Raw genomic sequence first — 11,564 nt, 5'->3', positions numbered from 1 at the left:
TTGTGTCCATTCCTTAGTCCGTGTAGGAGTCCTTAGTTCGTGTACAAGTCGTTGAGGGCGTGGCCGAGACCGGGTTCAAAGTCCCAGGCCGGAAGGGATTGCGGGTCGAGGCAGGCTTTCAGGGTCTTCGTATTGGAGACCATTGCTTCGATGTAGCTGGGGGTGTGTGCACTAAGAGTGTCTGAGTTCAGGGAGCAGACTCGGATCCCCAAAGATGCGGCGATCGTGTGGAGTTCGCCTGCGCCTGAGCGGGTCGAAGATTCGATGAACACGGCGGGCACCTTGAGGTCACGAAGGGTGGCTGACAGGGTTGCGAGTTGGCCCGCGGAAGGTTCGAGGCTCGGGTTCGCTGAGGCGAAGCCCGTTACTTCGAGCCCGTATCCTCTGGCGAGATACCCGTAGGCGTCGTGGGCGGTGACGAGGCGCCGCGATCCTTCGGGGATTGTCTGGAGGATGGAGCTCATCCACTGGTCGAGCTCGGCAAGTTCTGCCTTGTATTCCTCGGCGCGCTTGCGGTAGTTCTGCGCGGAGTCGGGGTCTTGGCCGATGAGGGCTTGGGTGATGACCTCAACTTCGGCTTGGACGTTGTGGACGTCGAGCCACATGTGCGGATCTATTTCTCCGTGCACGTGCTTGCCGATGACGGCTTGCGCGAGAATCCACGTAGGTTCGCCTGCGTGCCCGAGGAATCGCCATTGCGGGTTAGCGGGGACGAGGGTCTGCGCACTGTGGGGCACGGCAATGATCGTCGAGGCGGGGTCTTTTTCGTAGGAGCGTCCACCTTCTTCGCCTGTGAGAGTGAGGGCCGAGGGCGTGGCGCGTGTGCCGCCTGTGTGTGTTTCCTCTGCGTGTGTTCCGCCGGTGCGTGTTCCATCCGGTTGTGCATTGAGGTCTACGTGCCCGCTCGTGAGGGCACCTTCTCCGGGTTCGACGCCGACCGCGAAACGAAGCGTCGTCGATCCGAGCAGTGTTTCTGTTCCCTGGTTGTCGATCTGGAAGGCGTTGAGGCTGAGGGTGTAGTCACCGGCCTGGGAGAATCCCCAGGACATGTGCGTGTGCGCTCCGGTAGGCAATGCGATCGCATCAGAGACGGAGGCGCCTCCTGCGTTCGTCGCTCCGATGGGGCCGCCGATCCCGTCAGAGGAGTCGAGCCAGATGGAGGGTTGTCCGAAAGTGCCGGTCGTGAAGGTAGAGACATTCCCGGGGCCCTCGACCGAGCTCACGCGAAATTCGACGTGCTCTGTGTTCGTTGCCGCGCCTGCGGCCTCGGCCTCGTCCCTGTCCTCTTCCCCGGGGGCAGTGCCTGTGGCCTCGTCCTCGTTCGTATTCTCAGGAGCCTTGGCGACTTCTGAAACTCGCAGGCCGAGCCAGACGGTATCGAGGGCGCGGTCTTCGACTAGGGGGATCTGGTAGCCGCCGAATGCGAGGGCTTCTTCCCCGAGGACGAGGTGGGTCGCGGTGGCGGGGAGGTTTCCTTCCAGCATGGAGCGGATGGAGGCGTCTTCGAGGAGGAGTCCGTTTTCGATGGCGATGTTCGCCCGGGTGACGCTGCGAAGGGTTGACAGGCGCGGCTCGTAGGTATGGGGGTCGGCGCCCGCAGGGACGATGGAGACGACTTCGGCGTCCTCTCCGGCGATGCGAGCGGTGATATCGGCGATGATCGGGGTTGTTGTGACGACGAGTGGTCGGGCTGGGAGCGCTTCGGCTCCGGGGGTGGAGCACCCTCCAAGGAGGGATGCAGCGGCGAAGAGGGCTGCCGCTGTTCGACCTGATCTGTTCACTCGGACGTCTTCTCCACTCAAAGCCTACTGATAACCAGTCGCAATAGTAGTTGCGAATTGTTCTCATGACAAAGAGAGGGAAGCAGGCCTCCCTGGAGGGCTTCAAGCCCCGAGGAACCTCTCGAGATAGACCTTGAGCACTGATCGGGGAGGTTGGTTAAGCGGGTGATTGGTGGGTGGTTGTTGGAGGCTGGGTGGGGTTGGTGGTGATTGTTGAAGTGGATTTAGGTGTTGAGGGCGATGTGGCGTGGTTGTTGTGATTAGTAATGGTGGGCGGAGGCTCAGCCGTCGGCCAGGGGGTGGGAGCGTTCGGTCTTGGCGTTGCTCTGGGGCCGGTAGGGGCGGGGCTTCTTCACCTGAATGCCGAGCTGGTCGCAGACCTGGTGGCAGTGGTGGGACCTGTAGGCCGAGCCGTTGTCGGACAGGATGCGTTCGATGGTGACGCCGCGGGCTGCAAACCAGGCGACGACCCGTGTCAGGACCTCTGAGGCGCGGGTCGCGGTCTTGTCGTCGCGGACCTGGGCGTAAACAAACCGACAGTGGTCGTCGATCACGGTGTGGACGAACGCTTAGTCCAGCAGTGGCTGGGGGTGCTTGTTCTTACCCGAGGCGGTGGCGTGCCGCTTGCACTCACCTCGCTGGTGGCCGACGAACCGCCAGCCGCCACCGTCGACGATGTTGTCCAGCGTCTTGACGTCGACGTGGATCAGCGGGCCGGGATGGTCATGCTCGTCACGGCGCACTGGCTCCCCGGTTGCGCGCTCGATGTGGGCTGGACGCTTCAACCCGGCCGAGGACACGATCCGGTGGACCGTCGAAGGCGCGACGCCGGTCCGGGCGGCGAGCTAGACCGGCCCCTTCCCCGAGCCGCAGCCGCAGCCGCAGCCGCAGCCGCAGCCGCAGCGAGATGATCCGTGCTGCGACCTTCTTCAAGGTCTTGTTCGGGCTTGAACGAGGTCGTAAGGGGGCGGTCGGTCATTGCTTCGCCAACGGCGTATCGCTTGGCCCAAGGTTTGACCGTGGGCCAAGCGCACTAGAATCGGGCGGCGACCTCGCAAATCAGCTACCCCTCGTCGACGACGAGTTGAGCGACTCGAAGACGAGCGCTGGGAGTCAAGGCAGCGTAAGCGTGAGACACAAGAGGACCTACCTAGACTGAAGGAACTGTCCCAAACAACCACTCAACCAGCAAGACCCTCCCCATGCACTCACACTTCCAAATCACACTCATTCAACCAACCTCCCCAATCAGTACAACTAGGGGACGAAGGCAACGTAGAGTACAGCCCGTTCCGCTGGCATACTCTGCTCGACCACGCCGAAGTTAACGAGGGCAGGACGATCGGCTACGAGTTTAGGGATGGTAGTCGCAAACTCATTCGGCTCTAGCGTCGACGACACTGACACCGACAAATGTCGGAGAGGTTTCGTATCCTAGAAGCATGAGTTTCACAGCTACCGTTTTGAGAGTCGCTATCGCTTCACCCGCCGATGTGCAAGATGCCCGAAACGCCGTCGAAAAAGCGCTCCACGATTGGAATGCAGCGAATTCCGCAACCAAGAAAGTAGCTCTACTTCCGTGGCGTTGGGAGACTTCATCTGTTCCATTGCTCGGCAACCACCCGCAAGAACTCATCAACAAACAAGGCATAGATTCAGCCGACATCCTCATCGCGATCTTCGGCAGCAGACTGGGCGCTCCGACTCGAGATGCTGTATCCGGCACTGTCGAAGAAATCGAACGGGCGCTCTCAAGCAAAAAGCCTGTTCACCTCTACTTCTCAACAGCGCCATTGCCAAATGACGTTGACACCCGTCAGGTTGATGGGCTGCGCGAGTTTAGGAGTGAAATCCAACAGCGTGGCCTCTACGGTGAATTCGCCACGCCAGAACAGCTTGGTCATGAAATCTGGAAAGCGGTCGGCTACGACGTAGACTCACTTGACATCAAACCGGTGGCAGAGGAGACACGAAAGCAGGGCGTAGTTCTCAAAGTTCAGTCTCGGGAAGAACGCGAAGCCCAGGGGCTCGATAAACGGGGGAAACTGAAGTACCGCACTAGGCATTGGTACGAAGTTACAAATGTCGGTGACACCGAGGCGGCGAACACAACGTTCGCGATGTCCGAAGATACTCAAGGAGTTGTGCTCTGCCATCCCGACAATCCAATTACGCTCCAACCAGACACAACGTGGAAGATCAATGTTCTATACACCTTGGCCATGAACCAGCCACGACTTGTCATTTCATGGGAAGAAAACGGGGAGCGGAGAGAAGATACCTTCGACGTCCAATAGGAGCGTTCAGCACCCCCTCTACCCAAAAACTACCCCTACGTGTGGTAGGCAGTTTCTACCGGTCTACATCTGCTCCCCCTGCAAAAGTCTTACGTTGCTGACTTCCTGACAAAGAAGCAGGTCATCAACCAAGGCGAGGTGCCTCAGTGCTACGTCACTGCCAGCCTCAAAGCAATCATCAGCCCAGCAGTGTGGGACTTCGTCCAAGCAGAACTAGCCAAAGGCACCGCGAATCAGCGAACCCAGCGCCGCACCCGACCTTTCTCATCGACCTTCGAATACGGTCAGTACAGGCACTTCTTCGGCTCAAAAACCTGGCGTGCAGGCAGCAAATACGAAAAGGTCATCTGACGCTGCGGCCACAAATATACGGGCGACATCAAGTGCGCCACCGGACACATCTACGATAAGCGCCTCAAGGACATGTTCGTCGAGACGATCCGCCTCCACTTCGACTCACCAGCCGATACCACGGTCAACCACGCTGTGCTCTACGTGCTCGATACCAGCGACCTCGAAGTTGAAGCTGCCGGACTGATCGCTCAGATCGACCAGGTAGCGAAGAAGCTCGAATCACTGATCTCCCCCAACGCACGCGTTGCCCAGGACCAACAGGCATACGAGAAGACATTCAACGCCGCCCACCAACAGCATCAAGCCTTGTTGGCTAAGCGCGCCGCTGTGGTGGCCGCGATCAAAAACAAACACAACCGGCTCGCCGCCTACCGCTACTACCAACAGGAACCCGCTAAACTCGACGTCGACCAGCTGACCTTCAGCCCCTACCTATGCGTAGCTTTGCTCGACAAAGGCACCGTCAGCACCGGCGACACAGTGACCTTCCAATTCCGTGACGGCAGCATGCAGGTCGTCCCTATTTCCCCTTAGTTTGCAGCATCGTCAAGCAAGCCAGCAATACGTTGAAGGATCTCCTCGGGATCTTGCGCATTGGGGTAAACCGTTACCTCAGAATAGCGGTTACTATCGATCTCCAGAGAAGGGAGTAGTGATTCTCGTATACGCACAACCCAGTAACCCTGATCAAGCAAATCGAGGCTCTTCTCGCGGTCTATATCTGCTTTGTCACTATGTCAGTAACTGCCGTCGTATTCGATAATCAGTCTCCGCCCATCTGGAAGCCCAACTAGCACGTCGACTGCCCACGAAGCGTGATTGCGGAATCTGTCGGAGCGGATACGTTGCCCCGAACTTGCATTACCCCAGCGTTTCTTGGCAGCCGATACATACTCCAATTCAATCTGAGATTTGCCGAAGTTTCGGCATTGTGGGCACTGTCCACCATTAATTCGAACACTTGGCATCGCCTGCCACATGTGGTCAGGATTACTCCTACACCGCCAAGAGGGAACTTCGGTCAGCAACGTTGAATTCGGCCTTATGACCCAAGGCGATACCGAATTCTCGGGTGACCATTCCTCAGCGATCTCTGGGTAGTGGCACGCAAGAGAGTCAAGAATGGTATGGCATAACGGGCACCGCCAACGTTCATATTTATCACGTTCGCGTGACGTTGCCTGAAACTCATGCCCACAAATAGGATCTTTCCACCACACGACACGACGGGAATTCGGGGAAATCGTTGCGAGCTGTAACTTTCTATTCTTCGTCGGATGCCACTGACTACTAATCTCAGGGGTCAGTCGACTAAACGTCGGTTCTTCCTTGGCTTCCTGCAGCAACTTCTTCTTTGTTTCTTCAGCTTTACAAGCCGAGCATCCGCCTAATAACCAGCTGAGCGACTGACGAGCGTTACGGTGCCCCTTTTAGCAGCGAAACCTGTAACCAGAACCCCACGCATGATCGGTTACTAAAACGTCTTGCGGAAGAATATCTCCATCCAACGCTTTAAGCAGTTCTAGGATATCAGCAATAGTCTTCCCTTCGTATGAGGCGCGCTCTTCTTGCCACTCTTGCCGAGATTTCTCACGGCATTCTGGACAGGGATCATAAGGGTTTGTAACATCAAGGACTCGGGCTTTGAAGGAGTGACCTTCCGGGCATACCCACCATGCCTCGAAATATGATCGAACTTTCGCTTTCTCCCAAAGCGACTCATCATTTCTAGTGTGATCCCACCACGTGACTCTTTCATTTTTGGAGTTCTTGAGCAGGTTTACCCCAGGTTTCTTCTTCGTTCCGGCGGTGGCTGTTTTCGGATTTCGTCGGCACATGCATCCCCAACCAATGTCTCCGCATCTTTGGGCTTCGACCCTTCCGCAAGAATTACATCGCGTTGCATGGGGATCATTTTCTAAACTGGGATCTGTCAACGGTCGAAGATATGTGTAACCGTGCTGTTCAGCATGATCACGCACCGCTGAAACATCAACAGGATGATCGGACGCACCGGACATGGAACGAGCACTCTTCGCCCATGCACGCCAATAACAAGCCTTGCAAACCTTCTCGCCGATACGATTGCGGTCGAGAACGTACTCAAACTTGTAGTGCCCCTCGAAGCCACACTGATTACATCTCGTAAGCAGATAGTCCGAAGGCTTTGTGAACTCCGAGATGAGAGTCAAGCCCCCAGCGACATAAATCTCTCTCAAATGCTCGAGGCACCAAGTCGGCCTGGACCTCGTAGAAAAAGCACCCGGCTCATTACAGCCATCGACAGAGCACGTCTTCATTGACCTCTCATTCCCTTCGTGCAGTTAACCCAAATGTGAACCAATCAGGCAGCTAAATCATAGCTCGCGCGCGTTTGTATCCGGCATGTCATGGAAGTTTCATAGACCCGCCCAATCGATTCGCGCCCATCCAAAGCGATGCGCGCAAGAACCTCGCTGACCTCTTGTGGCGTAAAGAACTCACCACCTGATTTGCCTGCGCTCGAGGCATACATCGTCATCAGATACTCGTAGGCGTCACCGAAAGCATCGATCGTCGACTCCCTGTAGGACAAGTCCATGTCCCCGATCGCGTCCAAGATCCTCACGAGCTTGAGGTTTCTTTGAGCAACAGTGTTGCCGAGCTTGGGCGAATTAACGTCAACGTCGGCGAAAAGGCCCTTCATGTCCTTCTCCGCTCTGCTCCCATATGAGGATCGCTCAATGTTCGCAAACACCATCGATAGGGTCTCGTTGAGGTTCTCATTGTGAGGCGCCCTCGCACGGACATTGACGAAGAGCTCGGAAGGACGAATGAAGAAACCCTTCTCACTCACAATATCTCTGCGGAATACCGCTTCACAGACCGCTGACTTGGCGCCAAGAGCTTCGCCCACCTGCGAAGCTGCTGCTCACCGGCATCGCAGTCGCACTCAGCATCACCGAGAGACGCGCCTCGGCCCCGTGCATCTCTCAGACTCAGCGCAGGTCTTCACCGCTTTCCTATTTTCTTTCTTCCTCCACGACCCCTATTTCTCCCCTGCAGCCCCTATTCACGTCCCAGGATCCTCGCAACGAGCTGATCCGCGAAGGGGCGATCTGTCTTCAGGACCATCCGAGCATGAGCGCCCTCCTGTTCAACGGGCCCAAGCCTCTGGCCCCGCAGGTCTGCGATCGTTTGCCCGCGCCCCGGCCCCTCCGTGTCATCGACAATGACATTCACCCACGGAGAATCGACGACCTTCACAGTGCCGACGGCGATCGCTGCGGCAAGAGGATCATGCAATGGCGAACAGCGCCGCCCGAACTGGGGCTGATAGAAGTCGTAGTACACGTCGAGGATCCGCCCCAGAGCTCCCACGAGTGGCTGATCCGAAGCAAGGAGCTGTTCGCGGTGTGACTCCTCCATGACATTCTCAAGGGTGACGTCTAGGCCGACCAAAGTCACGTCCCAGGGTGCGCGCACGACTGCGCTCGCAGCCTCCGGGTCGCAGAAAATGTTCGCCTCCGCCACGGGGCTGACGTTTCCCGGCACGAGGGCAGCCCCGCCCATGACGACGACCTGCTTCACCCGCTGCGGCAGACTCGGATCGAGGTCGAGGGCGCGGGCCAGATTCGTCAGCGGGCCGACAGCGCAGATCTCAAGCTCGCCCTCGTACTCGTCGGAGAGGCGCAGGATCATCTCAGCGGCCGATTCTCCCGTGGGCGCGAGGTCGCTTGGGGGCAGTTCGACGTCCCCAATGCCGTTGGCGCCGTGGACCTGCACCGCGCGATGCGTGTACTCGCGAGTCAAGTAGCAGCGCTCCCCCATCGCGACCGGTACGTCCTGCCTGCCTGCGAGGGCGAGAAGGCGCAACGCATTCTCTGTCGTGTGTTCGACGTCCACGTTCCCGCAGATCGTACCGATGCCGACCAGAGACACTTCCGACGAGTTCAGCAAGTACGCCAGTGCGAGCGCGTCGTCGACGCCCGGGTCGCAATCGAAATACAGGGGACGCTTCGCCATCGCATGATCCTTTCTTGGAACTGGGAATTCGACACTATACGAAGGGTGCCCGAGGGCGTACAGCTCGGACCCACAGCCCTTGCAGAACCGCAACGAAAGTCTTGCAGAACCGCAACGTAAGCATTGCAGAACCGCAACAAAAGGCTTGTAGAACCGCAGCAAACATCTTGCAGAACCGCAATGGGCAACTACACTACTCCTATGGGAAAATCGATTATTCGGCGTAATTCAGCGGATTTAGCACAAGAGATCCTCTCCGACACTCCCGTTCTCACTGTGTCTGGAGCACGCCAAGTCGGCAAGACAACTCTCGTCTCAGAACTCATTAAGAACCGCCCAGCTCGAGCCGTGAACCTCGACGACTCAGCAACCCTCGCCGCAGCGCAGGGCGACCCAGATGCCTTCGTGCGCCAATACCCCTTGGGAACTCTCGCCATCGACGAGATCCAACGCGCACCTGAACTCTTCCGAGCCATCAAAGGGGCGCTCGAAGAAGATCGACGCCCCGGCCGCTTCATCATTACCGGCTCCTCGAATCTCTCCACTTTGAAAGGCGCGGAAGAGAGCCTCGCAGGACGAGCTGAAACTCTCTACCTGCGAGGCTTCAGCCAAGGTGAGCGCCTCAGTTTCGTAGAAGACTTCGCACGATTCGCCTGGAATCTGACAAACACCAGCAGTCTCCCTGAGGTTCCCCACCTTTCACGATCTGAATACTTCACGCTGCTCACCACTTCAGCGTTCCCCGAAATCCTCAACACAAGCCGTCGCCGTCAGGAACGCTGGATCGACGCATACACGGAGAGGGTCCTCTCAAAAGACGCATCCGAACTGTTCGGCATTCAGCACCCTGACCGACTGACGAAACTGTTGAACCTCATTGCACGAAGCGGCACAAGTGAGTTTGTCGCCGCGCATGTGGCGCGCGAGCTCGACCGCCCGGAACGTTCCCTGCCTTCCTACTTGGAAGCTCTCAAATCGGTCTTCCTTATCGATGCCCTGCCCGCATGGGGACGCAACCTTAGAAGACGAGCCATTTCTAAACCGAAGGTCTTCGCTCAAGACCCTGGTCTCGCCGCCGTTCTCGCAGGTGTTGACTCTCGGGCCCTCGAATCTCAGACCCTCAGTTCGCTCTGCGGTGGCCTCATGGAATCCTTCGTCGCAACGGAACTCCTCAAACAGCGGACTTGGTCCACGAAGACGTTCACTCTCAGTCACTTCCGGACTTCAACTGGGCAGGAAGTGGACCTCATCCTCGAAGACCGACAGCAAAGCATCATCGGCATCGAAGTAAAAGCGGCAATGTCGATCTCTCAGAAGGACTTCAAAGGACTGTCATTCCTACGCGAACAGATCGAAGATCAGTTCCAGGCTGGCATTGTTTTGCACGCGGGCAAGCAGATCCTGCCCATGGGGGAGCGCCTCTGGGCGATGCCGATATCGACCTTGTGGAGTGTCTGAGCGAGGAGTTCACACTCAAGGCCGCAGCCAACCCATCCCCCTGCCAATGAAGCCCGGCAGTTTTCACAGCCAGAAGTCAATGGCCCACACTCCGAAAAGCGCGACCCACACTGCGGACAGCATCGAGGTGAGGGTGCCAATGAGGAAGCGCTCGGCGAAGGCCGGATCGTCACGCAGCTCTGCGAAACGTCCGAGACCCTTGACTGCGACGACGACGGCGATGAGTTCAACATGCCCGGCGACGACACAGGTCGCGACCGCGGCACGTTCGAGCAGGCCGACGAGCGTTCCACCACGAGGCACCTCAGCCTTCGGTTCGGGCGTTTCAAGGATGAACTCGTCCTCGTCCTCTTTGGGCTTCACCGTCGCCTCGGGAAGTTTCGCACCCTTCAGGACGAGGACGGTGACCGCCCATCCGATGAGGACGGCGGCGAGGACGATCGCGGCATCGGCGAGCGCAAGAAGAATCGATGGCGACTCGTTCATCCATTTCCCTTCGGATCACACTGCGACAACAGCCTACGGAGCAGACCGTAGCAGGCGCGCTGTTCACGACGGGCGGACTGTGCGTAGACCTGGGAAACGGCGGAGGGACTGACGCCGAGGTATTGCGCCGCCTCGCTCATCGTTTCCCGAGCTTCGACGGCCTCGATGATCTCCCACTGGCGACGAGTGCGGGAAGCGGAAAGCGCTTCCATGAGGTGAATGAGCGCTTCCCCCCCAGAGGCGGGCTCTTCGACGCGTGAGCGCAGCGCGATCGAATGGCGCGAATTCTTCACGCTTTCGAGTGCTTCCCGAGCGAGGACGAAGGCATCACCCCGGCCTGAACGAGAATCGGGGGCGTCCTTAGCGAAGAAGAGTTCCCCTGCTCCGGCGCCGATCCCGCACCTCCATTTGCCTGATCGGAGGAGCTTGTCAATGATCACTACGACTCCTTCTGGATCGGTGATGACCCCCTGGACTTCGTCGCCGGCCGTTCGGACGAAGGGACTGGCGACTGGAATCGGCGCGAGTTGAGCGAGGAGGAGCGGAACACGATCCTCGTCCGCCCGAGAGCGGCGTTGGTCAATCGTCAGAACGAACACCTGTTTCTCCTTTTCTCAGGGGCAATACGCCCTGAATTAAGGATAGCAGCTAAACTCCAATCAATTAAGGTTCTACACTTAATTACTTGCTCTGAAGTGTCACAGCTAATCTCCTGCGTGTTCTCGAAACCCCTTTTGACGAGGATCGCCCGCATTGACCATCTCTTCCCCACTGTGGGAAACCCCAGTTCCCAACATGCATGCGCCTTGACCCTGAGGTGGAGCCCCGCTGACAACCAAGCTCGCTCTTCGCGGCATTCTTCGAGGAGTCGAGGTACTACCGCGCTGATCGGGTAGGTGGAGCAAGGCGGACCCGGCGGCATCTGCGTCGAGGACAGCGGACGGTGATCATCTTGTTTCTTTGTGCCTTCGGGGTCTCTCGCGGATCAGGAGCATGCTCAGTGCTCCTGCGTAAGAGTCCAGGTTTTCGTTTCTGTCCACTCTGTCCACAGCTTGTGGCAAGTGGTGGAGTTTCTCTGGTGGCTGCTTTAGCGTGTAAAGATGACACGCTCATCCCATGCTGCCCGGGTGCTTGCGCTCGTCTTGGCCCTCTCCGGCCTCGCAATGCTCTCCGGGTGTTCAGT

Annotated in this window: 9 protein-coding genes and 2 pseudogenes; 3 read left to right on the top strand and 8 right to left on the bottom strand. The window is 58.0% G+C overall.

Going from position 1 to position 11,564, the window contains the following annotated elements; translation table 11 throughout:
- Positions 1 to 32: 32 nt before the first annotated feature.
- Entirely contained in the window at positions 33 to 1,781 is a 1,749-nt protein-coding gene (locus tag JFX23_RS08620) for an anchored repeat ABC transporter, substrate-binding protein (protein WP_198776550.1), read from the bottom strand.
- Positions 1,782 to 1,921: 140 nt separating this feature from the next.
- Positions 1,922 to 2,919 (bottom strand): annotated as a pseudogene (locus JFX23_RS08615) (DDE-type integrase/transposase/recombinase); the annotation flags it as partial.
- A 304-nt stretch (positions 2,920 to 3,223) separates the two neighbouring features.
- On the opposite strand from JFX23_RS08615, the gene JFX23_RS08610 reads away from it, so the two are divergent.
- Both JFX23_RS08610 and JFX23_RS09455 read left to right on the top strand, forming a co-directional pair.
- The gene (locus JFX23_RS08610) at positions 3,224 to 4,078 is read left to right on the top strand and encodes a DUF4062 domain-containing protein (RefSeq protein ID WP_198776549.1); all 855 of its coding nucleotides are present in this window, start codon (positions 3,224 to 3,226) and stop codon (positions 4,076 to 4,078) included.
- Between the two features lie 423 nt (positions 4,079 to 4,501).
- On the top strand, positions 4,502 to 4,966 hold the full coding sequence (locus tag JFX23_RS09455) for a hypothetical protein (protein WP_233050719.1): 465 nt from the start codon (positions 4,502 to 4,504) through the stop codon (positions 4,964 to 4,966).
- Between the two features lie 203 nt (positions 4,967 to 5,169).
- On the opposite strand, the gene JFX23_RS09665 is transcribed toward JFX23_RS09455, so the two are convergent.
- The 4 genes and pseudogenes from JFX23_RS09665 to JFX23_RS08585 all read right to left on the bottom strand — a co-directional run bounded on the left by JFX23_RS09665 (position 5,170) and on the right by JFX23_RS08585 (position 8,437).
- Entirely contained in the window at positions 5,170 to 5,778 is a 609-nt protein-coding gene (locus tag JFX23_RS09665) for a zinc-ribbon domain-containing protein (RefSeq protein ID WP_198776548.1), read from the bottom strand.
- A gap of 84 nt (positions 5,779 to 5,862) precedes the next feature.
- Positions 5,863 to 6,270 (bottom strand): zinc-ribbon domain-containing protein, encoded by a 408-nt coding sequence (locus JFX23_RS09660; protein ID WP_416153030.1) that lies wholly within the window; start codon positions 6,268 to 6,270, stop codon positions 5,863 to 5,865.
- Between the two features lie 560 nt (positions 6,271 to 6,830).
- Positions 6,831 to 7,280 (bottom strand): annotated as a pseudogene (locus tag JFX23_RS08590) (N-6 DNA methylase); the annotation flags it as partial.
- Positions 7,281 to 7,480: 200 nt separating this feature from the next.
- Positions 7,481 to 8,437: a nucleoside hydrolase gene (locus tag JFX23_RS08585; protein WP_233050718.1), complete on the bottom strand. Its 957-nt coding sequence runs from the start codon at positions 8,435 to 8,437 to the stop codon at positions 7,481 to 7,483.
- A gap of 201 nt (positions 8,438 to 8,638) precedes the next feature.
- Between JFX23_RS08585 and JFX23_RS08580 the strand changes: the two genes are divergently transcribed.
- The gene (locus tag JFX23_RS08580; RefSeq protein WP_198776545.1) at positions 8,639 to 9,895 is read left to right on the top strand and encodes an ATP-binding protein; all 1,257 of its coding nucleotides are present in this window, start codon (positions 8,639 to 8,641) and stop codon (positions 9,893 to 9,895) included.
- A gap of 63 nt (positions 9,896 to 9,958) precedes the next feature.
- Here JFX23_RS08580 and JFX23_RS08575 read toward each other — a convergent pair whose 3' ends face one another.
- Together JFX23_RS08575 and JFX23_RS08570 are read right to left on the bottom strand one after the other, a co-directional pair.
- Positions 9,959 to 10,381, bottom strand: coding sequence for a hypothetical protein (locus JFX23_RS08575; protein ID WP_198776544.1), 423 nt, complete (start codon positions 10,379 to 10,381; stop codon positions 9,959 to 9,961).
- Positions 10,378 to 10,980, bottom strand: coding sequence for a SatD family protein (locus JFX23_RS08570; RefSeq protein ID WP_198776543.1), 603 nt, complete (start codon positions 10,978 to 10,980; stop codon positions 10,378 to 10,380). The genes JFX23_RS08575 and JFX23_RS08570 overlap by 4 nt, the downstream gene beginning before the upstream one ends.
- Positions 10,981 to 11,564: the final 584 nt, after the last annotated feature.

Source organism: Schaalia cardiffensis (assembly GCF_016405145.1).
Taxonomy (GTDB): Bacteria; Actinomycetota; Actinomycetes; order Actinomycetales; family Actinomycetaceae; genus Pauljensenia; species Pauljensenia cardiffensis.
Note: the sequence above shows the minus strand (reverse complement) of the source record. Positions and strands in the feature narration are given on the sequence as shown.

Bases quoted from the DNA above. Each gene is read 5' to 3' on its own strand.
- JFX23_RS09455 (WP_233050719.1), top strand. From the start codon at position 4,502: ATGTTCGTCGAGACGATCCGCCTCCACTTCGACTCACCAGCCGATACC.
- JFX23_RS08585 (WP_233050718.1), bottom strand. From the start codon at position 8,437: ATGGCGAAGCGTCCCCTGTATTTCGATTGCGACCCGGGCGTCGACGAC.
- JFX23_RS09660 (WP_416153030.1), bottom strand. From the start codon at position 6,270: ATGTGCCGACGAAATCCGAAAACAGCCACCGCCGGAACGAAGAAGAAA.
- JFX23_RS08610 (WP_198776549.1), top strand. From the start codon at position 3,224: ATGAGTTTCACAGCTACCGTTTTGAGAGTCGCTATCGCTTCACCCGCC.
- JFX23_RS08575 (WP_198776544.1), bottom strand. From the start codon at position 10,381: ATGAACGAGTCGCCATCGATTCTTCTTGCGCTCGCCGATGCCGCGATC.
- JFX23_RS08580 (WP_198776545.1), top strand. From the start codon at position 8,639: ATGGGAAAATCGATTATTCGGCGTAATTCAGCGGATTTAGCACAAGAG.